The organism is Thermus scotoductus DSM 8553, assembly GCF_000381045.1.
Classification (GTDB): Bacteria; Deinococcota; Deinococci; order Deinococcales; family Thermaceae; genus Thermus; species Thermus scotoductus.
In genome coordinates this window covers 25,980-47,022 of the sequence record NZ_KB905738.1, presented here as the reverse complement: position 1 = coordinate 47,022, position 21,043 = coordinate 25,980, and the positions used below count along the sequence as shown (strand labels likewise).

Here is a 21,043-nt window from a genome sequence, read left to right as displayed (position 1 = left end):
GCCATGTTCACTGCGGGGAACGGACCCGTGCAAATCCCAGCCGAGGCCATAGAGAAGCGGGTAAAAGAGCTGGGAGCCCAGATCGCCCAGGACTACCAGGGGAAAACCCCCCATCTGATCTGCGTGTTGAACGGGGCCTTCATCTTCATGGCCGACTTGGTCAGGGCTATCCCCCTGCCCCTGACCCTGGACTTCATCGCCATCAGCTCCTACGGGAACGCCTTCAAGTCTAGCGGCGAGGTGGAGCTCCTTAAGGACCTCCGCCTCCCCATCCATGGCCGGGATGTGATCGTGGTGGAGGACATCGTGGACACCGGGCTCACCCTCTCCTACCTCCTGGATTACCTCGAGGCCCGCAAACCCGCCTCGGTGCGGGTGGCCGCCCTCCTCTCCAAGCCCAGCCGGCGCCAGGTGGAGGTGCCCATCCACTACCTGGGCTTTGAGATCGAGGACGCCTACGTCTACGGCTACGGCCTGGACCGGGCCCAGTTTGACCGCAACCTGCCCTTCATCACCTCCATCCGCCCGGAGGAAGAATGAAGTACCTGGACCTGATCGCCGTTCTCTTCGCCGCCGTGCTTTTGGTTTCCAACGTGGCCTCCACCAAGCTGGTGGTGCTGGGGCCCTTCACCTTTGACGGCGGCACCCTGCTTTTCCCCTTGGCCTACATCTTCGGGGACGTGCTCACCGAGGTCTACGGCTACCGCCGTAGCCGCCGGGTTATTTGGCTTGGCTTTTTCGCCCTCCTCCTCGCCACCCTCACCTTCCAGGGGGTAGCCGCCCTCCCCGCCCCCAAGGATGAGGAAAGCCAGCGCTTCGCTCAGGCCTTCGGCCTCCTTCTGGGCCTTACCCCCAGGATCGTCCTGGGAAGCCTCCTGGCCTACTTCGTGGGGGAGTTCGCCAACGCCTACGTCCTGGCCAAGCTTAAGGTGAAGACGGAAGGGCGCTTTTTCTGGCTAAGGGCCCTCACCTCCACCCTGGTGGGCCAGGGGTTGGACACCGGCATCTTCCTCCTGGTGGCCTTCTACGGGGTCTTTCCCAAAGAGGTGCTCCTTGCGGTCTTCCTCTCCAACTACGTGTTCAAGGTGGGGGTGGAGGCCCTCATGCTCCCCATCACCTACGGGGTGGTGGGCTTCCTTAAGCGGGTGGAAGGGCTTGACGTCTACGACCGGGACACGGACTTCAATCCCTTCCGCTTGGCGTAAGCTTTAAGGGGATGCCGGGAGTCGCCATCATAGGAGCCCAGTGGGGGGACGAGGGCAAGGGTAAGGTGGTGGATGCCCTCGCTCAGGAAGCCGATTACGTGATCCGCTACCAAGGCGGGGCCAACGCGGGCCACACGGTGGTGGCGGAGGGGCGGGTCTTCAAGCTGAACCTCTTGCCCTCAGGGGTCATCCATCCCCATGCGGTGAACATCCTGGGGGACGGGATGGTCATAGATCCCTTCCGCTTCCAGGAGGAGCTTGCGGCCCTGAGAAAGGAGGGGTTTAACCCTCAGGTGCTGGTTTCGGAACGGGCCCACCTGGTCCTTCCCCACCACAAGCACGTGGAAAGCCGCCATAACTTCGTGGGCACCACCGGCCGGGGCATCGGCCCCGCCTACTCCGACCGGGCCAGGAGGGTGGGGATAAGGGCCGGGGACCTCTTAAAGGAGGAGGCGTTAAGGGAACGGGTGCGCCGCCTCCTTTTGGAAAAACCCAACTCCACCCGGGAAGCGGGCTGGGACACGGAGGAAAAGGCCCTGGCCGACCTTTACCGGATGCGGGAGGTCCTGGCCCCCTTCGTGGCGGACACCGGAAGCCTCTTGCGGGAGGCCCTGAAGCGGGGCAAGCGCCTTCTCTTTGAGGGGGCCCAGGCCACCCTCCTGGACCTCAACTACGGCACCTACCCCTACGTGACCAGCTCCCACCCCACGGTGGGAGGCATCCTGGTGGGCACAGGGCTAAACCACAAGGCCATCACCAAGGTCTACGGGGTGGCCAAGGCCTACGCCACCCGGGTGGGGGAAGGCCCTTTCCCCACGGAGCTTCAGGGGGAGCTGGCCCATTATTTAAGGGAAAGGGGCGGGGAATACGGCACCACCACGGGCAGGCCCAGGCGGGTGGGCTGGCTGGACCTGGTGGCCCTCAAGTACGCCTGTGAGGTGAACGGCTTTGACGGCCTGGCCATCACCAAGCTGGATGTGCTTTCCGGCCTGGAAAAGGTGAAGGTGGCGGTGGAGTACCTGGATGGGGCCCGGCCCGGGGAGGCGAGCCCTGAGGCCGTGCGCTACCTGGAGCTGGAGGGCTGGGGGGACCTTTCCGGGGTGCGAAGCCGGGAGGACCTTCCCCCCTCCTTAAGGCGCTACCTGGAGCTTATTGAGGAATACACCGGGGTGCCCGTGGTCCTCTTCTCCACAAGCCCAAGACGGGAGGACACCTTCGGGGCGGTGAGCTGGGTCTAAGGCCACCCCAACCCACCCTGGCCTTCGCCAGGGTGGGAGGCCCTGGCAGATCCCGTCTCCAGGGCCCTACCCCCTTAAGAAGGCCACGTACCGCTCCAAAAGCCCGTAGGCCTCCCCGGAGGCCAGGACCTCCTGGGCCAGGCGCACCCCCTCCCGCAGGGTGGCCGCCTTGCCCGCCGCGTAGAAGCCCGCCCCCGCCGCCAGGGCCACCCCTTGGGCGTGAGGGCCTTTCTCCTCCCCCCTTAGGATCCTTTTGGCCAGCTCGGCGTTCTCCACTGGGGAGCCGCCCTTTAGGGCCTCGAGGGGATACGCCTCCAGCCCCACCTCCTCGGGGACCAGGGTGTAGGCTCCCTTCCCCACCTCCACCACCTGGTTCTCCCCCAGGATGAGCTCGTCCGCCCCCTCCCCATGGACCACCAGCCCCTTGGCCCCCAGGTGCCCCAGGGCCTCGGCCATGGGGGCAAGCCACCGGGGGCTGAAAACCCCAAGGACATACCGGTCGGCCCCCGCAGGGTTGGTGAGGGGGCCAAGCAGGTTGAAAACCGTGCGAATACCCAGCTCGGCCCTCACGGGGGCCACGTGGCGCATGGCGGGGTGGAAAACCCGGGCGAAGAGGAAACCAAAGCCCAGCGCCTCAATGGCCTCCCCCACCCGCTCAGGGGAAGCCTCCAGGTTCACCCCCAGGGCCTCGAGGAGATCCGCCGAGCCCGCCCTTGAGCTGGCCGCCCGGTTTCCGTGCTTGGCCACCGCCACCCCTCCCGCCGCCGCCACCAGGGCACCCAGGGTGGAGAGGTTCAAAAGCCCCTTGTGGTCCCCCCCGGTGCCCACGATGTCCAAAAGCGGCCTGCGGCTTACGGGAATGCGCCGGGCCGCTTCCCGCATGGCCCGGGCCATGGCGGCGATCTCCGAGGGGGTCTCCCCCCTCAGGGCCATGGCGGTGAGCACCCCCGCCACCTGCACGGGGGAAAGCTCCCCGGCCATCATGGCCTGCATGAGGCCGTGGGCCTCCTCCTCGGTGAGCACCTCCCCCAAAAGCGCCTTCTTCACTGCCTCCATGGGTCCTCCAGAAAGTTCTTAAGGATGATCTTACCCGCTTCCGTCAGGTAGCTTTCCGGGTGGAACTGCACCCCGTGGGTGGGGTACTGGCGGTGGCGGAAGCCCATCACCGTTCTCTTTCCCGCCTCTTCCACCCAGGCGTTCACCAAGAGGTCTTCCGGCACCTCCTCCACCACCAGGGAGTGGTAGCGGGTGGCGGGGAAGGGGTTGGGAAGACCCCGGAAGATGCCGGTGCCGTCGTGGTGGATCTCGCTCACCTTTCCGTGCATGATCACCGGGGCGGGCACCACCTTGCCTCCGAAGGCCATGCCGATGGCCTGGTGGCCCAGGCAGACCCCCAGGATGGGGTAGCGGGGGGCGTAGCGGCCGATCAAGGGCAGGGAAAGCCCCGCCTCCAAGGGGGTGCAGGGACCCGGGCTTATGAGGATGCGGTCAGGGTCCAGGGCCTCCACCTCCTCGAGGGCGAACCGGTCGTTCCGCCAAACCACGGGGCTTGCCCCAAGCTCCCCCAGGTACTGCACCAGGTTGTAGGTGAAGCTATCGTAGTTGTCGATCACCAAAACCTTCATAGCCCCTCCTCCGCCATCTCCACCGCCTTCAAAAGGGCCTTCGCCTTGTTCCAGCACTCCTCGTACTCCTTTTCCGGCACCGAGTCCGCCACAATGCCCGCCCCCGCCTGCACGTGCATCCACCCACCCGCGATCACAAAGGTACGCAGGGTCAAGGCCACGTCCATGGCCCCATCGTAGGCCAGATAGCCAAAGCTTCCCCCATAGGGCCCCCGGCGGTGGGGCTCCAGCTCTTCGATGATCTCCATGGCCCGGATCTTGGGGGCTCCCGAAACCGTGCCCATGGGGAGGACGCTGGCCAAGGCATCCAAGGGGGTCTTGCCCTCCGCCAACATCCCTTCCACCGTGGACACCAGGTGCATCACATGGGAGTAGTACTCTACGTGCAAGGGCTCCAGGACCCGCACCGTGCCGAAGGCGGAAACCCGGCCGATGTCGTTGCGGGAAAGGTCCAGGAGCATCACGTGCTCGGCCCTTTCCTTCTCGTCCTTTAGAAGCTCCTCCGCAAGCCTTCTATCCTCCTCCTCGTCCCTCCCCCGGGGCCGGGTGCCGGCGATGGGCCTGGTGACCACCTTGCGGCCATCGGAGCGGAGGAGGCTTTCGGGGCTCGCCGAAACCAAGACCACCTCCCCCAGGTCCAGGTAGCCCATGTAAGGGCTAGGGTTCACGCTCCTCAGGGCCCGGTATAGGGCAAAGGGATGCACGGTAAGAGGGGAGGAAAGCCGTAGGGAGAGGACCACCTGGAAGATGTCCCCAGCGCGGATGTACTCCAAGGCCCTTTCCACCGCCCTTAAGTACTCCTCCCGGCTCATGTCGGGCTCAAAGCGGGCCCTCCCCCCCGGCCTCTCCCCCGGCACCCCTGGCAGGGGACCCTTAAGCTTTTTCTCGGCCCAAAGAAGGCGGGCTTCGGCCTCCTCGAGGTCCCGCCCCGGGGCCACCAGGTGCAGGAGGTTTTTCAAGTGGTCAAAGACCGCCACCACCTCGGGCTCCACGAAGAGGAGGTCGGGGAGGCCCAGGTCGTCGGGCTTTAAGGAGGGCAGGCGCTCGTAGGAGCGGATGAGGTCGTAGGCGGCGTACCCCACCACCCCCCCGAAGAAGGGGGGAAGGTCAGGGTGGCGCTCCAAGGGGGCCCGGACCGCCTGGTAAAGGGTACGCAAGGGGTCTTGGGTCTCCACCCGTTCCCCGTTTATGGTGAAGATTCCATCCTTTAAGCGGAAGGTGCGCCGGGCCCCCACCCCGATGATGGAAAAGCGGCTTTGCCTTCCCCGCTCCACCGACTCCAGAAGAAAGCTCACCGGGGCCTTCTCCGAAAGCTTCAGGTAAGCGGTCACCGGGGTTTCCAGGTCCGCCAAGAGGGTTTTGCGAAAAGGCCTTATGGTTTCCATGCCGCTCCTTACAAAAACCCCGGGGCCTAGCCCCGGGGAAACACGCCCATCCGCCCCCGGGGACCTAACCGGGCCACCAAAGGGCGGGAAGCGGGCTCATGTTCCCAGAATAGCCCAAGCCCCCCCTGGCGTCCAGGGGGAGCCGGGCCTCAAGGAAGCCTCAGAACCTTTCGGCCACCGTCTTCATCTGCAGGAAGTGCAGGAGGTAATCGGGCCCCCCGGCCTTGGTGTCGGTGCCGGAAAGGTTGAAGCCGCCAAAGGGCTGCACGCCCACCAGGGCCCCGGTGATCTTGCGGTTGAAGTAGAGGTTTCCCACGTGGAACTCCCGCCTGGCCCGCTCCAGGTGCTCCCGCTTGCGGGAGTAAACCCCACCCGTGAGGCCGTAGACGGTGTTGTTGGCCACCTCGAGGGCCTCCCCGAAGTCCTTTACCCGGATCACGGAAAGCACGGGGCCGAAGATCTCCTCCTGGGCGATTTTGGCCGTGGGGGACACCTCGGTGAAGATGGTGGGAGCGATGAAGTAGCCCTCCCCTTCCAGGCGCTCTCCCCCAAGGACCAGCTGGCCTTCCCCCTTGCCGATCTCGATGTAGGAAAGGATCTTCTCCTCCTGGGCCTTGCTGGCCACGGGGCCCAGGTCGGGGTTCTCCTCGGCCGGGCCCACCACCAGGCGCTCGGCCCGCTTCAGAACCCTTTCCATCAAGGGCTCAAAGGCCTTCTCCGTGACGATGAGCCGGCTTGCCGCCGAGCACTTTTGGCCCTGGAAGCCGTAGGCGGAGATGAGGATGCCCTCGGTGGCCGCGTCCAGATCCGCGGTTTCGTCCACGATGATGGCGTCCTTGCCACCGAGCTCCAGGAATACCCGCTTGATCCAGCGCTGGCCCGGGGCCAGCTTGGCGGCGGCCTGGTTGATCCAAAGCCCCACCTCGAGGCTCCCGGTGAAGTTGATGAACCGGGTCCTGGGATGCTCCACCAGATAGGCCCCCACCTCGCTTCCCTTGCCGGGCAGGAAGTTCACCACCCCTGGGGGGAAGCCTGCCTCGTGGAGGATCTCAAAGACCTTGGCGGCGATGACCACCGTGTCCTCCGCGGGCTTGGCCACCACGGTGTTCCCCACCGCCACGGGCCCAGCCAGCATGCCGGTGAAGATGGCGATGGGAAAGTTCCAGGGGGCGATGACCACCCCAGCCCCCAAGGGTATGTAAAAGCTTTCGTTATCCTCCCCGGGGTAGGGCACCACCTCCACGGAAGGGTACTTGTACTTGAGGGCCTGGCGGGCGTAGTACTCCAGGAAGTCGATGGCCTCGGCCACCTCGGCGCTGGCCTCCAGCCAGTTCTTGCCGATCTCGTAGACCAAGGTGGCCTCCAGCTCCCGCCGCCTCCGCTTCATGAGGGCCGCCGCCTTTAGGAGGAGGCGGCTCCGGTCCTCCTGGGGCCAGTCCTTCCAGGTTTTAAAGGCCCGCCAGGCAGCCTCCAAGGCCGCCTCCGCCTCGGCCACCCCCGCCTTGGCGGTACTCCCCACCACCTCGCTGGGGGCCGAGGGGTTTAGGGACTGGATCTTCTCCTGGGTATCCACCCAGGCCCCATCGATGTAGAGGCCATAATGGCGGCCAAACTCGGCCCTAACCCGCCTTAAGGCCTCCCGCATCTCCCGCTTGGCCTCCTCCGTCTGAAAGGTCTCTATGGGTTGGTTGCGAAAAGGTTCCACCGTCATGCCACACCTCCTTTTAGCCCCCCAAGAGGCTTCGCAACACTAAAAACAGGTTTTCGGGCCGTTCGGCGATGCGCCGGCTTAGGTAGGGGTACCAGTGGGTGCCGTAGGGCACGTAGGCACGCACGGTGTACCCCTCCTCCGCCAGGCGCCTTTGCTCCTCGGGGCGGACCCCGTAGAGGAACTGGAACTCAAACCGGTCCTTGGGCACGCCCATGGCCCCGGTGTATCGCTTTACCTCAGCGATGAGCCTGGGATCGTGGGTGGCGAAGGCCACGTAAAGCCCTTCCTTCAGGGCTAGCTTCCCCAGGTGCAAAAACTCGGCGTCGATGAGGCGCTTATCCTGGAAGGCCACCTCCTTGGGCTCCCGGTAGGCTCCCTTCACCAGGCGCAGGTTGGGCCGGTAAGGCAATAGCTCCCAGAAATCCTTTTCCGTGCGGAACAGGTAGCTTTGCAAAACCACCCCCACCCCGCTGAAGCCCTCCTCCCGCAAGGCCTTGTAGATGCGCAGGGTGGCCTCCACCCGGGGAGAGTCCTCCATGTCTATCCGCACGAAGACCCCCTTGGGCTCCGCCTCCCTAAGCATTTCCCGAAGAAGTTCCAAAGTCAGGGCCTCGGAGAGGTCCAGCCCAAGCTGGGTAAGCTTTAAGGACACGTATTTGGGCCAGGGGCGCCCGGCCACCGCCCGGATGAGCTCCAGGATCCCCTTCTGGAAAGCGCGGGCCTCCTCCTCGCTTCTCACCATTTCTCCCAGGAGGTCCAAGATGGCGTGGACTCCCTGGGCCTCGAGTCTTTCCGCTACCACGAGGGCTTCTTCCAAGGTCTCCCCCGCCACATAGCGCCGCACCAAGCTCCTGGCCCGGGTCTTGATGAGGGCCTCCACCTTGGGGTTCCCGGCCACGGAAAGCACCGCCTGCCGATAGAACAAATCCAGGTTCATATCCCTCCTTTCCTAAGCCTGACCGCCACCAGGTCGCGGAACCGGTACACGTGGGCCTCCACCGCTCTTTTGGCCCCTTCGGGGTCCCGCCTCCTCAGGGCCTCGAGGATGGCCTGGTGCTCCTTGCGGGTGGCCTCCTCCTGGGAAAGGGTGGGCAGGGTGCTCCGGACCAGGGCCAGGCTGGAAAGGAGGTCCTCGTAGAGGCGGTAGAGGGTCTTGTTCCCGGAAAGCCGCACCAAGGCCCGGTGGAACTCCAAGTCCCGGCGCATCTGCTCGGGGTAGTCCTCAGGGGGAGCTTCGTCAATGGCTTCAAGGCGGGCCTCGAGGTCGGCAAGCTCCCAAGGGGTGGCCCTAAGGGCTGCCTCCCGTGCCGCCTCCCCTTCCAGAAGGGCCCGCACCCCGTAGACCTCCTCCACCTCCTCCGGGCTGAAGATCCGCACCCTGGCCCCCCGGCCCGGCACCAGCTCCACCAGGCCCTCCTCGGCAAGGCGCATGAGGGTTTCCCGCACGGGGGTGCGGGAAACCCCGAGCTCTTGGGCCAAAAGGGGCTCGGAAAGCCTTTCCCCCGGGGCGAAACGCCCGGAGAGGAGGAGGTCTTTAAGGTGGCCGTAGACCGCCTCGCGCACCTGGTTGGGTCGGCGGAAGCCCAGGGTCTGCATCCTGTATACAGAGTAAGGACGATCCAGGGCCAAAATCAAGGGCGGGGAAACCCCCGCCCCTCAAAATCCATCCCCCTCAGCGTACCCGGGCCTCTATGGCAAAGCCGCTCACCTCCGTAATCTCTAAGGGGAGGAGCTGAAGGCTTTCTAGAAGCGCTGCCAGCTCGTCCACGGACCCTTGGAAGACCACCTCGGCCTCGAGGACGCCGTTGGCGAAGCTTTTACGCTCAGCCGAGACCACACCCTTCTGAGCTCCAAGCTCCCTTAGGAGCACGGAAGCATCGGTGAAGCCCTTAAGGCCAGTTACCGTCAAGCGAACCACGGGGCTGGCTCCCGAAGCGGAAAAGTTTTGCTTGCGCAATTCCTGCCCCACCTGTCTGCCCAGGTTGCGCAGGGCCGCAAAAGCCGCTTCCCGCTCGGAGGTACCGGTCCCTGTCTGGGACGGACTCCAACTGCCCACCACTTGGCCTGTACTGGCCATCACCAGCCGCACGTCCGCCGTAGCCTTGTAGGTGTAGAAGGTGGCCACGTTGGTCTGAGTGGCAAGGACGCGGGAGGTGAAGACCCGGCTTACCACCAAGGCGTCAGCCTTAAAGTTGGTGGCCAAGGTGATGGCCGCCAAGGCGTCCCCCTGCACCAGGCGGGTGAGAAGCTGCCGGTCCGCCACCCTTTGCACCTGGGCGGCGTCCAGCACCCGAAAGCCCCCCTGCAAGAGTTCTTCCCGTAAAGCCGCCTCGTAAAGACCCGCCTCCTCATCCCACCAATGCTCACCTTGGCTCACAAGGACGAGGGTTTTGGGCCCTTGGCCCAAGGCCATCCCCAAAATCAGGGTGGCCAGAAGGAGAAAAAGGCGCCTAAGGCTGCTGGTAAGGTTTTCCGTCCGGCGCATACTTGAAGTAGCTCCTGGGTGTACGCTTAATGATCTCCTCCACCGCCTTAGAGGTCATCACAGCCAAGGCTTTGCCCATGGGGGTCTTCTCGTACTGCTTCAACCCCCCCCCAAGGGCAGCGCCCGGACCCAAGATCCCCAGGAGACCCCCGTAATCCACATCCGTGGCCTCGCCCTCCACGCGGAAAGCGGAAACGATAGCGCCGCTTTGGGCGTCCACGATCCGCATGTCCACCGCAACGTACGAGCGTTTCTGTCCACCACCGAAGGCACCCAAGAGGCCCCCCAGAATACCACCACCACCCCCCCGGGTACCGCCCGCATCGGGCTCAAAAGCGGTTATGGAACCCACCACCAAAAGCTCAGCCCCCTGCAAGTTGAGGGGTTTGCCCCCGAGGTAGGCTTCTTGTTGAATTTGCGCAAGCACCGAGCGGTCGTAGAGAATGAAGTGGTTGGTGTTGATCAGGGCGGTCATCAAGAGCTCTGAGATGGAAGCCCCAACGCCCGGAGGGCACTGGGCTGCCGCGCAGATGAAGTTGGCCACCACCGCTTTGGCCCGTGGCCCCGTGTAGTTGGCATAGGGATTTTCGCCCTCCAAGCCTGAAGAAGTCTTGGTGGTGACGCTGGGAGCGCAAGCCGCTAAAACCGCCAATAAAACCACACCAAGAAGGCCAAGGCCTTTTCTCATAGGGTTCACCTCACTCCTAGGCACCTAGGATAATTTCTAGGCACCTACTTTAGGATTTTAGTGCTCTCGTAAGGAACGGTCAAGTACAGATGAACAACCATCAAGACATGCCAGGGCTAAGCTTGCCTATTTACCCCACCGAGCCCTTAGCCACGCCTTGAGCCCACCCCCCATCCGCTTCCACCAGGGCCCAAACCGGGCCTCGTACGAGCGGGCGGCCTCCTCGGGGCCAAGGTCCGCCCCCAGTTCCTGGGCCAGGAAGTAGCGGTGGTCCATCACCCATAGGTAGAGGTCGGCCTCGGTGCGGCCGGGAAATTCCCGCAGCAAACCCAGGCGGCGGATGGCCTCCACGGTGGGCTTGTAGAGGTTCTCGTACCAGTCCACCACCGCCTCCTCCCAGGGGATCTCCCGGTTCTCCTCGAGGCCCTTGAAATACTGCCGTGTGGCGATATGGTCCAGGAGGAGATCGTACCGGCCCAGGGTGGTGAAGCGGATCTCCTCCACCTGAGGAATGAGCTCTTTAAGCCGGGTCTTCTCCAAGAAGTGGGCGTACTCCCCCTTGAGGATGAGGTCCTTTAGCGTGTCCGAAGCCTCCACGGGCACCGGGACCTCCAGGGCGATGACGTAGGCATCGATGAACCTCTGCCCCGTGGCCCTGGCCAGGGCCACCCGGTGGTTCCCGTCCTTGACGAAGTAGGCCTCCCCCACTTGGTAGACCTCTATGGGGGGAAGCTCCACCCCCTCCAGCTGCAGGACCCGGAGACGCTTCCAACGCTCCAGGGTGTGGGGGGTCTTGGGAAGGAAGCGGTGGTCAAAGTCCTCGTAGCGGTCCACGGAACCCACCACCTTGGCCACCTCAATGGTGCGTAGGCCCAGGGGGTGCTCCCCTTTGGGCCTCAGGGCAAGGACCTGGTGAAAGGGCAGGAGCAGGTTGGGCTCGCCCTTGAGGCGGTGGAGGAGCTCGTGAAGGGCAGCGCGCCATTCCAGGCGCTCTGCCTCGGCTTGGGCCTGCACATGGGGTCTCATGGAAACGCTACCACCCCCTTCTTAGGGTAGACCACACCGGTCAGAAGATGGTAAGGGGGTGAACACGCGCCCCTGGACAAGGGGAAGCCGAGGGGGTTAGATAGGACCATGGGCTTGGACCTAAGGACCCGCGTGCAGGAAGAGCTGGAACGGCTTAAGCAAGAGGGCCTCTATATCCGCCCCAGGGTCCTCGAGGCTCCCCAGGAACCCGTAACCCGGGTGGAGGGACGGGAGGTGGTGAACCTCGCCTCCAACAACTACCTCGGCTTCGCCAACCACCCCTACCTGAAGGAGAAAGCCCGCCAGTACCTGGAAAGGTGGGGGGCAGGTAGCGGCGCCGTGCGCACCATCGCCGGCACCTTCACCTACCATCTGGAACTGGAGGAGGCCCTGGCCCGCTTCAAGGGCACGGAAAGCGCCTTGGTCCTGCAATCGGGTTTCACCGCCAACCAGGGGGTGCTGGGGGCCCTCCTCAAGGAGGGGGACGTGGTCTTCTCCGACGAGCTGAACCACGCCAGCATCATTGATGGCCTCCGCCTCACCAAGGCCACCCGTTTGGTCTTTCGCCACGCCGACGTGGCCCACCTGGAGGAACTCCTGAAGGCCCACGACACCGAAGGCCTCAAACTCATCGTCACCGACGGGGTCTTCTCCATGGACGGGGACATCGCCCCCTTGGACCGCATCGTGCCCTTGGCCAAGAAGTACGGGGCGGTGGTCTACGTGGACGATGCCCACGGCTCCGGCGTCCTGGGGGAAAAGGGCAAGGGCACGGTGCACCACTTCGGCTTCCACCAGGACCCCGACGTGATCCAGGTGGCCACCCTCTCCAAGGCCTGGGCGGTGGTGGGGGGATATGCCGCCGGGGCGTTAGAGCTCAAGGACCTCCTCATCAACAAGGCCCGGCCCTTCCTCTTCTCCACCAGCCACCCCCCGGCGGTGGTGGGGGCTTTGCTGGGTGCCTTAGAGCTCATCGAGAAGGAGCCCGAGCGGGTGGAAAGGCTTTGGGAAAACACCCGCTACTTCAAGCAGGAGCTTGCCCGCATGGGCTACGACACCCTAGGAAGCCAGACCCCCATCACCCCGGTACTCTTCGGGGAGGCCCCCTTGGCCTTTGAAGCGAGCCGCCTCCTCCTGGAAGAAGGGGTCTTCGCTGTGGGCATTGGCTTTCCCACGGTGCCCAGGGGGAAAGCCCGAATCCGCAACATCGTCACCGCCGCCCACACCAAGGAGATGCTGGACAAGGCCCTCGAGGCCTACGCGAGGGTGGGGCGTAGGCTCGGTATACTCCGATAAATGCTCTTCCCTCCTTCCCTGCCCCAAGACGCCTCCGAGCGGAGCCTAGGCCGGGTGGCCACCCCCCCGGAGGTGGTCCGTTTCATGGTTTCCCTGGCGGAGGCCCCCAAGGGGGGGAGGATCCTCGAGCCCGCCTCAGCCCACGCCCCCTTCCTGCGGGCCTTCCGAGAGGCGCACGGCTCAGGCTACCGCTTCCATGCGGTAGAGGTGGACCCCCTGGCCTTGGACCCGCCCCCCTGGGCCGAAAGCCACCTGGCGGACTTCCTCCTCTGGGAGCCCCACGAGACCTTCCACCTCATCCTGGGGAATCCTCCCTACGGGGCCCTGGGGGCGGGAGCCCGGCTGGACCCAAAGCGGCGGAGGCTTTACCGAAGTCGCTTCGCCACCTGGCACGGGCGCTACAACCTCTACGGGGCCTTCCTGGAGAAGGGGGTGAGGCTCTTAGCCCCTTCGGGGATGCTGGTCTATGTGATCCCCGCGGGGTGGATGGTCCTTTCGGAGTTCCATAAGCTCAGGGCCTTCCTGGCCCGGGAGGGGGAGACGGAGGTCTACTACCTGGGCCGGGCCTTCCCCGGGGTCAAGGTGGTGGCCGCGGTGGTCCGGTTCAGGAAGGGGGGAAGGGGCTTAAAGCTCTACGATGCGGAAGGCCCCCTCTTCCATAGCCCCGTCCTCCTTCTGGAAGACCCCGCCTGGCAGGGGGAGATGATCCGCTTCCCCGACCCCAAGGCCCTGGAGATGGAGAGCAAGGGGGTGCCCCTGGGGGCGCTTTTCCTCCCCCACTTCGCCGCCCGGAGCCCGGAGATCCGATCCCACCCCCTCACCCGCACCGCCCCGGGTCCCGGCCTGGTGCCGGTGCTCACCGGGAGGAACCTGAAGCCTTCGCGCATTGACTACGAAACCCCCCATTCCGGCCTCTACTTCCCCAAGGAGGCCGTAGGGCTCCTCAAGCCCTTCTACGCCATCCCCCACCTGGTAGTGGCCCACACCAAGGGGACCAAGGTGGTGGCCGCCTGGGACGAGAGGGCCTACCCCTGGCGGGAGGAGTTCCACCTTTTGCCCAAGGCAGGGGTGAGGGTGGACCCGGAAGGCCTGGTGTCTTACCTGAATGGCCTCGAGGTCCAGGCCTACTACCGGGGGCTTTACCGGGAGGTGGTGCCCCATCTCACCCGGGAGATGCTCTTGCGGATTCCAGTGCCCAGGGATTTGGCCTTGAACCAGGTCCCCTTTGCCGCTAGCGCCCGGTGAAGTAAACGCGAAGGACAAGCCCCACGGCAAAGAGGAGGCCCAAGGCCACAAAGAGTTCTGGGCGCTTGGGAGGGTCCTTCAGGCCTTTGTAGAACCACCCTCCCGGCTCGAGGCCCCCCAGGTAGTGAAGCCCCGCCGCCAGAAGGAGACCGTAAAGGAGGTGCAGGCCATCCTTGGGCCTGAGGCCCGCCAGGAAAAGGGCAAACCCCAGGGCCACCTGAAGGATGGCCACCCAAGCCACCCCCCGCAAGGCCCGAAAGAAGCCCCCGGGCAGGGGCCGAAAAAACCCCTGCAAGCCCACCAAGGCCAAGGCGGGCACCGCCAGGAGGAGCAAAGCCCCCAAGGAGGCATGCAGGAAAAGCAAAACCGGCATGGGGCCATGATAAGGCACCCCAAAGCGGTTCATTTGGGGTAGGGGCCCCAAAGCGGAGGGCATCCCGGACATTATTGGTAATATTACCAATCTCCTCCCCGGGAACACGCGCCCTCTTGGCCCATCCTTAAGGGAAAAGTGCCGCATTCCTTCTGTGGTATACTAAGGGGGTGAGTTACGACGCTTCCGCCATTAAGGTACTCAAAGGCCTAGAGGGGGTACGCCACCGCCCCGCCATGTACATCGGGGGCACGGGGGTGGAGGGGTACCACCACCTCTTCAAGGAAATCCTGGACAACGCCGTGGACGAGGCCCTGGCGGGCTACGCCACGGAGATCGTCACCACCCTCAATCCCGATGGCTCCCTCACCGTGGAGGACAACGGCCGGGGCATCCCCGTGGACCTGATGCCCGAGGAGGGCAAGCCCGCGGTGGAGGTGATCTACACCACCCTGCACTCCGGCGGCAAGTTTGACAGCAGCGCCTACAAGGTCTCAGGGGGCCTCCACGGGGTAGGGGCCAGCGTGGTGAACGCCCTTTCCGAGTGGACGGTGGTGGAGGTGTTCCGGGAGGGAAAGCACCACCGGATCGCCTTCAGCCGGGGCGAGGTCACCGAACCCCTTGCCCTGGTGGGGCCCGCTCCCAAGGGCAAGACCGGCACCCGGGTTACCTTCAAGCCCGATCCCCTCATCTTCGGGAACCAGGCCTTTGACCCCAGCAAGATCAGGGCCCGCCTGCGGGAGGTGAGCTACCTGGTGGCGGGGCTCAAGCTGGTCTTCAAGGACCTCATCCACGGGCGGGAGGACGTCTACCTGGACAAAGGGGGGGTGGCCTCCTTCGCCAAGGCCCTGGCGGAAGGGGAGGAGCTTCTTTACGAAAAGCCCTTCCTCCTCAAGGGGCAGGAGGGGGAGGTGGAGGTGGAGGTGGGCCTCATCCACACCAAGGGGTACAACGCCGAGATCCTCACCTACGCCAACATGATCCCCACCCGGGACGGCGGTACCCACCTCACCGCCTTTAAGAGCGCCTACAGCCGGGCCCTGAACCAGTACGCCAAGAAGGCGGGCCTAAACAAGGAAAAAGGCCCCCAGCCCACCGGGGACGACCTGCTGGAGGGGCTTTATGCCGTGGTGAGCGTAAAGCTACCCCAACCCCAGTTTGAGGGCCAGACCAAGGGAAAGCTTTTAAACCCCGAGGCGGGGAGCGCCGTAAGCCAGGTGGTCTACGAGAAGTTTTTGGAGATCCTCGAGGAGAACCCCCGCATCGCCAAGACCATCTACGAGAAGGCCCTGCGGGCCGCCCAAGCCCGGGAGGCTGCCCGGAAGGCCCGGGAGCTGGTGCGAAGGCAAAACCCCCTGGAGTCCGACGACCTTCCCGGGAAGCTGGCCGACTGCCAGACGGAAAACCCGGAGGAAGCGGAGCTTTTCATCGTGGAGGGGGATTCGGCCGGGGGAAGCGCCAAGCAGGGCCGCGACCGGCGCTTCCAGGCCATCCTGCCCCTTAGGGGCAAGATCCTCAACGTGGAAAAGGCGGGGCTTTCCAAGGCCCTGAAAAACGCCGAGGTGCGGGCCATGGTGGCGGCCATCGGGGTGGGGATCGGGGGTACGGGCGACGAAGCCCACTTTGACCTCGAGGGCCTCCGCTACCACAAGATCATCATCATGACCGACGCCGACGTGGACGGAAGCCACATCCGCACCCTCCTCCTCACCTTCTTCTACCGCTACATGAGGCCCCTGATTGAAAGGGGGCACGTGTACATCGCCCAGCCGCCCCTTTACCGCCTGCAGGTGGGGAAAAAGGTGGAGTACCTCTACTCCGACGAGGAGCTTGCCGCCCGCCTGAAGGAGCTAGAGGGGAAAAGCTACGAGGTGCAGCGCTTTAAGGGTCTCGGGGAGATGAACCCCGAGCAGCTTTGGGAAACCACCATGAACCCGGAGAAGCGGGTTTTGAAGAAGGTGGAGCTCCAGGACGCCCTCGAGGCCAGCGAGCTCTTCGAGAAGCTCATGGGACAGGAAGTAGCCCCCAGGAGGGAGTTCATCGAGGAGCACGCCCGCTACGCAGAGCTGGACATCTGACGATGAGGGAAGAGTCCCTGGCTCCTTAGCCGAGACCCATTCCGCTCCATGCCCTACCCGCCCGACCACCCCGGGGATTGGCTGGAGGAAGCCACGGCCCTCCTCCTTCAGGAAGGCCGCCTTCTGCTGAAGGCCTACCCTGGGGCCGGAAAGAGCACCCTCTTCCCTCTCCGGCTCTTAAAGGCCTTGCCGGGCAGGATCCTCCTCTTTGAACCCCGGCGGGTGGCGGCCCGGGCCGTGGCGGCCAGGCTTGCGGAAAACCTGGGGGAGCCCCTGGGGAAAACCGTGGGCTACCGTGTGCGGCTGGAGGGCAAGGAAAGCCAGGAAACCCGCCTTTTGGTGATGACGGAGGGCCTGCTTCTCCGTCATCTCCTGGAAAGCCCCCACCTTCCTGGGGTTTCGGCGGTACTCCTGGACGAGGCCCACGAGCGCCATCTAGAGAGCGATCTGGCCCTAGCCCTACTCCTTCGGGTCCAGGCCACCCTAAGGCCCGACCTCAAGATCGCCTTGCTTTCCGCCACCCCCGACGAGGCCTTGGCCGCCTTAGCAGGAAGGGTCCTCGAGGTGGAGGGGGAAAGCCACCCGGTGGAGGTCTTTCACCTGGAAAGACCCTGGGAAGGCCCGCTGGAACCCCTGGCTGCCCGCTATGCCCGCAAGGCCTTTCTGGAGGGAGAAGGGGATGTCCTGGTCTTCCTTCCGGGGAAAGGGGAGATAGAGCGCACGCAAAGGCTTCTTTCGGATCTTCCCGCCTTCCCCCTCCACGGGGGGTTACCCCTCCAGGAACAGGCCGCCCTGCTCCGGCCTGGACCCAGGAAGATCGTCCTGGCCACGGATGTGGCGGAAACCAGCCTCACCCTTCCCCAGGTGCGTGCCGTGGTGGACTCCGGCCTGGCCAGAAAACCCCGCTTTGACCCCAGAACCGGCCTCACCCGCCTGGCCCTGGTGCGCATCCCCGAGGAATCCGCTAGGCAACGGGCGGGCCGGGCCGGACGCACCGGACCCGGGCGGGTTTACCGGCTTTACCCCAAAGGCCCCTTTCCCCCCAAAAGGCCGGAGATCCTGGAGGCCGACCTTTCCCGGGCCCTCCTGGTGGCTCTGGCCCTGGGCGAGAAGCTGGAAGACCTCCCCCTGCCCACCAAGCCTCCCCGAGGGGCCTTGCAAAGCGCCTGGAACCTCCTGGAACTCCTGGGAGCGGTCCAAGGGAATGGGCTAAGCCCCCTGGGAAGGCGGATCCTCTCCCTCCCCACCCACCCCCGCCTGGCCCGCATGGTGCTGGAAGCGGAAAGGCTGGGCCTTCTCCCCCTGGCCGCCGATCTCCTGGCCCTCCTGGAGGAGCGAAATCCCCTGGAGGGGGAGCCGGACCTGATGCTCCATTTAGAAGGCCTCCTCGAGGCCCGGAGGGAAAGGCGGGGTGCCTTTTTGGCCCACGAGCAGGTTTCCGCCCTCTGGCGGGGACGCTTTGGCCTGCTCTTTCCCGAGAGCAACTCCCCTGGCACGATAAAACCCCAGCAAAGCCTTCCGGCTCCGGAAGAAGTGGGCCAGCTCCTCCTGGCCGCCTATCCCGACCGGGTGGCCAAGCGGGTAGCCCCAAAGCGGTACAAGCTCTCCTCCGGGCCCCTTATCCAGCTATCCGGTGACGGCCCCGCCTACTTGGTGGCCCCCTGGGCCGACCTGGGCCCCCAGGGAGGAAGGGTTCTTCTTTACGCCCCCCTGGCCGAGGAGGCTCTCTTCAAGCGGGCCGAACTGGTCCTTTGGACCGGATGGGAGGAAGGAAGGCTCCGGGGCTATCTGGAGCAGCGCTACGGTACCCTGGTGCTGGAACGGGTGGCGGTGGACCCAGGCCCCCCCACGGCCAAGCACCTCGAGGAGGCCTTAAACGGCCAGCTACCCCTCCCCGAGGAGGCCCGGCAGGTCCTCCTGCGCCTCTCCTTCCTCCGAGCCCACGGGATAGAGGTGCCCGAACTCTCGGAGCAAGCCTTGCTTCGCGATCTTTCCTGGCTCCTCCCCTGGACCCAGGGGGTGCGGAAGGTGGAAGACCTCCTGGCCCTGCCCTGGAAGGAGATCCTTTTAAGCCTCCTGGGGGACAAGCGGGAGCTTCTGGAGAGGCTGGCGCCGGAAAGCCTAGCCCTGCCCTCGGGCAAGCGCAGGCGCCTCACCTACCGGGAAGGGGCCCCACCCCTTCTTTCCCTGCGCATCCAGGAAGCCTTTGGCCTTCGGGAAACCCCCAGGGTGCTGGAAGGCCGGGTAGCGGTGGCGGTGGAGCTCCTTTCCCCCGCGGGCCGTCCAGTCCAGGTGACCCAGGACCTAAAAAGCTTCTGGGAAAACCGCTACCCCGAGGTGCGCCGGGAACTCATGCGCCGCTACCCCAAACACGCCTGGCCGGAGACTCCCTGAAACAACCCCTACCCAAGGTTTGGGGGCTAGGTTTATACTCGGTTTAAGCAAAGGGGGGAAGCCATGGAGCTTTTCCAGGAAGCTTGGGCCCAAGCCTACTGCCGGAAGCTGAACGAAAGCGAGGCCTACAGGAAGGCCGCCGCCACCTGGGAAGGAAGCCTGGCCCTGGCGGTGCGCCCTGACCCCGCCCTGGGGTTCCCCAAGGGAGCGGCTGTGGTGCTGGACCTGTGGCACGGGGCGTGCCGGGGGGTGCAGGTGGTGGAGGGAGAGGCCGAGGCCGACTTCGTCATAGAGGCCGACTTGGCCACCTGGCAGGAGGTGTTGGAGGGCCGCCTCGAGCCCCTCACCGCCTTAATGCGGGGCCTTTTGGAACTGAAAAGGGGAAGCATCGCCGCCTTGGCCCCTTACGCCCAGGCGGCCCAGGAGCTGGTCAAGGTAGCCCGGGAGGTGGCATGAAAGCCCTCGTCTACCACGGGCCCTTCCAGGTGGCGGTGGAAGAGGTGCCGGAGCCCAAGCTGGAGGCGGAAACCGACGCCATCGTCCAAGTGGAACTGGCCGCCATCTGTGGCTCGGACCTGCACATCTACCACGGCAAGATCGCCGGGGTGCTGCCGGGCACTGTCTTGGGCCATGAGTTCGTGGGGCGGATTGTGGAAAAGGGCCCCCTGGTCCCCTTCCCCCTAGGGGAAAGGGTGGTGGGGAGCTTCCAGGTGGCCTGCGGGGACTGCCCGGCCTGCCGTAAGGGGCAGTACTTCGCCTGCCTGAAAGGAGGGGTCTTTGGCTTCGGCTTGGCCCTGGGCAACCTCCAGGGAGCCCAGGCGGAAAGGGTTCGGGTTCCCTTCGCCCGGCAAAGCCTTTTTGCCATCGGGGGCCTGCCCGCGGAGGAAGCCATCCTGGCGGGGGATATCCTCACCACCGCCTACGGGGGCGTAAGGCCCTTCCTCTCTCCTGGGATGAGCGTGGCGGTGGTGGGCTCGGGGCCCGTGGGCCTCATGGCCCAGATGGTGGCCCATGCTCTGGGCGCTGGACAAGTCTACGCCATAGACCCGGAGGAAACCCGCCTGGAAAAGGCCGCGGCCCTGGGAAGCCTGCCCGTCAACCCCAAGGCGGAAGACCCCGTGGCCCGGGTGCGCAAGGAAACCCAGGGCTTGGGGGTGGATCTGGTGGTGGAGGCGGTGGGCGGGGATGGGGAGGCCTTGAAGCTGGCCCTCCGCCTGGCGGGGCCCGGGGGCATCGTGTCCAGCCTCGGGGTGCCCACCGCCGAGGAGCTGGAATACCCTTGGCTGGCCGCTTTCAGCCGGGGCATCACCTTGAAAAGCACCTTGGCCAACATCCCCCGCTGGATCGAGGAGGTTCTGGCCCTGCAACGGGCGGGAAGGCTTAAGGGCAGCTGGGTGTTCAGCCACCGCCTGCCCCTCGAGGAAGCCCCTGAGGGCTACCGCCTCTTCCACGAGCGGCAGGCCACCAAGGTGGCCCTGGTGCCCTAAAACAAAACCGCCGCCCGCAGGCGGCTTCTTCCTCTGACGGGCCATCCCCACGCGTGTGGGGACTACCTCTATTCTAGCCTACTGCTTTATTATACCACGGCTTACCGGTATGTAAAGGGGTATGCAGCAAAACCCGTCCCCAACAGGGCAGAAGACCCCCAATCACCCTTCCTCATGACCCCAAGGCCAGGGAGTCTAGGGAGCCTTTGGAGTTCCCCTGGAAGGAATCCGTATTAGGGCACAGGCCAGGACAATGTAACCTCGCTCCCGGCCCTCCCCGAAAACTGGGGCTAACCTCGAGGCAAGGCAAAGGAGGTAAAGGCCATGGCCCGGTATCTGGTGGTGGCCCATCGCACGGCCAAAAGCCCCGAGCTGGCCGAGCTTCGGAGCCAAGACCCCGTGGACAAGGGCCCCGAAGGGGCTAGGTTGGCTAGGGAGTCCCGCTTTGTCCTTCTGGTACCCGCCGTCCCCCCGGCGGGCTGGGTCTACGAGGAAGGCGAGATCCAAAGGCGGGCCAAGGAGGAGGCGGAGGCCGCCAAGGCGGCCCTCGAGGCCCAAGGAATCGCCATAGAGGAGGCCAAGCCCGGGGATGTCTCCCCCATCCTGGCCCTGGAGGAGGAGCTCATGGCCCATCCCGGGGAGTACCAGGCCATCGTCCTGGCCACCCTGCCCCCGGGGCTTTCCCGCTGGCTCCGCCTGGACGTGCACAGCCAGGCGGAGCGCTTCGGCCTGCCCGTGATCCACGTGATCGCCCACTGAGCTCCCGCCTCCTGCGCTTGTTTCTCATCCTGGCCCCGTATACTCGGC

The 21,043-nt window shown here is 65.1% G+C and carries 20 protein-coding genes; 10 read left to right on the top strand and 10 right to left on the bottom strand.

Annotation, left to right across the window (positions count from 1 at the left end):
* The first annotated feature begins 3 nt into the window (after positions 1-3).
* Genes hpt through F604_RS0105295 form a run of 3 tightly spaced genes read left to right on the top strand, consistent with a single transcriptional unit; the run spans position 4 to position 2,443 of the window.
* Positions 4-540 carry a hypoxanthine phosphoribosyltransferase gene (hpt, locus tag F604_RS0105305; protein ID WP_019550735.1) on the top strand — a complete coding sequence of 179 codons (537 nt, stop codon included), beginning with the start codon at positions 4-6 and terminating at the stop codon, positions 538-540.
* On the top strand, positions 537-1,205 hold the full coding sequence (locus F604_RS0105300) for a queuosine precursor transporter (protein WP_019550734.1): 669 nt from the start codon (positions 537-539) through the stop codon (positions 1,203-1,205). Before hpt ends, F604_RS0105300 begins: the two co-directional genes overlap by 4 nt.
* 11 nt (positions 1,206-1,216) lie before the next feature.
* On the top strand, positions 1,217-2,443 hold the full coding sequence (locus F604_RS0105295; RefSeq protein ID WP_019550733.1) for an adenylosuccinate synthase: 1,227 nt from the start codon (positions 1,217-1,219) through the stop codon (positions 2,441-2,443).
* Between the two features lie 66 nt (positions 2,444-2,509).
* Here F604_RS0105295 and trpD read toward each other — a convergent pair whose 3' ends face one another.
* The 9 genes from trpD to F604_RS0105250 all read right to left on the bottom strand — a co-directional run bounded on the left by trpD (position 2,510) and on the right by F604_RS0105250 (position 11,363).
* On the bottom strand, positions 2,510-3,499 hold the full coding sequence (gene trpD / locus F604_RS0105290; RefSeq protein WP_019550732.1) for an anthranilate phosphoribosyltransferase: 990 nt from the start codon (positions 3,497-3,499) through the stop codon (positions 2,510-2,512).
* The gene (locus F604_RS0105285) at positions 3,487-4,068 is read right to left on the bottom strand and encodes an anthranilate synthase component II (RefSeq protein WP_019550731.1); all 582 of its coding nucleotides are present in this window, start codon (positions 4,066-4,068) and stop codon (positions 3,487-3,489) included. The genes trpD and F604_RS0105285 overlap by 13 nt, the downstream gene beginning before the upstream one ends.
* Positions 4,065-5,453 (bottom strand): anthranilate synthase component I, encoded by a 1,389-nt coding sequence (gene trpE / locus F604_RS0105280; protein WP_019550730.1) that lies wholly within the window; start codon positions 5,451-5,453, stop codon positions 4,065-4,067. The genes F604_RS0105285 and trpE overlap by 4 nt, the downstream gene beginning before the upstream one ends.
* A gap of 160 nt (positions 5,454-5,613) precedes the next feature.
* Positions 5,614-7,164 carry an L-glutamate gamma-semialdehyde dehydrogenase gene (pruA, locus tag F604_RS0105275; protein ID WP_019550729.1) on the bottom strand — a complete coding sequence of 517 codons (1,551 nt, stop codon included), beginning with the start codon at positions 7,162-7,164 and terminating at the stop codon, positions 5,614-5,616.
* A 13-nt stretch (positions 7,165-7,177) separates the two neighbouring features.
* Entirely contained in the window at positions 7,178-8,101 is a 924-nt protein-coding gene (locus tag F604_RS0105270) for a proline dehydrogenase (RefSeq protein WP_019550728.1), read from the bottom strand.
* Positions 8,098-8,760 (bottom strand): GntR family transcriptional regulator, encoded by a 663-nt coding sequence (locus F604_RS0105265; protein WP_019550727.1) that lies wholly within the window; start codon positions 8,758-8,760, stop codon positions 8,098-8,100. The genes F604_RS0105270 and F604_RS0105265 overlap by 4 nt, the downstream gene beginning before the upstream one ends.
* A 76-nt stretch (positions 8,761-8,836) precedes the next feature.
* A complete protein-coding gene (locus tag F604_RS0105260; protein ID WP_019550726.1) occupies positions 8,837-9,649 on the bottom strand; it encodes a hypothetical protein in 813 nt (270 codons plus the stop codon).
* Positions 9,615-10,337, bottom strand: coding sequence for a CsgG/HfaB family protein (locus tag F604_RS0105255; protein WP_019550725.1), 723 nt, complete (start codon positions 10,335-10,337; stop codon positions 9,615-9,617). Before F604_RS0105255 ends, F604_RS0105260 begins: the two co-directional genes overlap by 35 nt.
* 126 nt (positions 10,338-10,463) lie before the next feature.
* Positions 10,464-11,363, bottom strand: coding sequence for a DUF4032 domain-containing protein (locus tag F604_RS0105250; RefSeq protein ID WP_026328988.1), 900 nt, complete (start codon positions 11,361-11,363; stop codon positions 10,464-10,466).
* 108 nt (positions 11,364-11,471) lie between these two features.
* Between F604_RS0105250 and F604_RS0105245 the strand changes: the two genes are divergently transcribed.
* Both F604_RS0105245 and F604_RS0105240 read left to right on the top strand, forming a co-directional pair.
* Entirely contained in the window at positions 11,472-12,659 is a 1,188-nt protein-coding gene (locus F604_RS0105245; protein WP_019550723.1) for a glycine C-acetyltransferase, read from the top strand.
* Positions 12,660-13,904: a TaqI-like C-terminal specificity domain-containing protein gene (locus F604_RS0105240; protein WP_019550722.1), complete on the top strand. Its 1,245-nt coding sequence runs from the start codon at positions 12,660-12,662 to the stop codon at positions 13,902-13,904.
* On the opposite strand, the gene F604_RS0105235 is transcribed toward F604_RS0105240, so the two are convergent.
* Positions 13,891-14,277 carry a hypothetical protein gene (locus F604_RS0105235; protein WP_026328987.1) on the bottom strand — a complete coding sequence of 129 codons (387 nt, stop codon included), beginning with the start codon at positions 14,275-14,277 and terminating at the stop codon, positions 13,891-13,893. The genes F604_RS0105240 and F604_RS0105235 overlap by 14 nt on opposite strands.
* Before the next feature lie 170 nt (positions 14,278-14,447).
* Here F604_RS0105235 and F604_RS0105230 point away from each other — a divergent pair, with 170 nt between their 5' ends.
* The 5 genes from F604_RS0105230 (at position 14,448) to F604_RS0105210 (ending at position 20,995) form a co-directional block, all read left to right on the top strand.
* Positions 14,448-16,355, top strand: coding sequence for a DNA topoisomerase subunit B (locus tag F604_RS0105230; RefSeq protein ID WP_019550720.1), 1,908 nt, complete (start codon positions 14,448-14,450; stop codon positions 16,353-16,355).
* A gap of 48 nt (positions 16,356-16,403) precedes the next feature.
* Entirely contained in the window at positions 16,404-18,749 is a 2,346-nt protein-coding gene (gene hrpB, locus F604_RS0105225; RefSeq protein WP_019550719.1) for an ATP-dependent helicase HrpB, read from the top strand.
* A 63-nt stretch (positions 18,750-18,812) separates the two neighbouring features.
* On the top strand, positions 18,813-19,205 hold the full coding sequence (locus F604_RS0105220) for an SCP2 sterol-binding domain-containing protein (protein WP_019550718.1): 393 nt from the start codon (positions 18,813-18,815) through the stop codon (positions 19,203-19,205).
* Positions 19,202-20,236: an alcohol dehydrogenase family protein gene (locus tag F604_RS0105215; RefSeq protein WP_019550717.1), complete on the top strand. Its 1,035-nt coding sequence runs from the start codon at positions 19,202-19,204 to the stop codon at positions 20,234-20,236. The genes F604_RS0105220 and F604_RS0105215 overlap by 4 nt, the downstream gene beginning before the upstream one ends.
* A 324-nt stretch (positions 20,237-20,560) precedes the next feature.
* Positions 20,561-20,995, top strand: coding sequence for a hypothetical protein (locus F604_RS0105210; protein WP_019550716.1), 435 nt, complete (start codon positions 20,561-20,563; stop codon positions 20,993-20,995).
* Positions 20,996-21,043 lie beyond the last annotated feature (48 nt).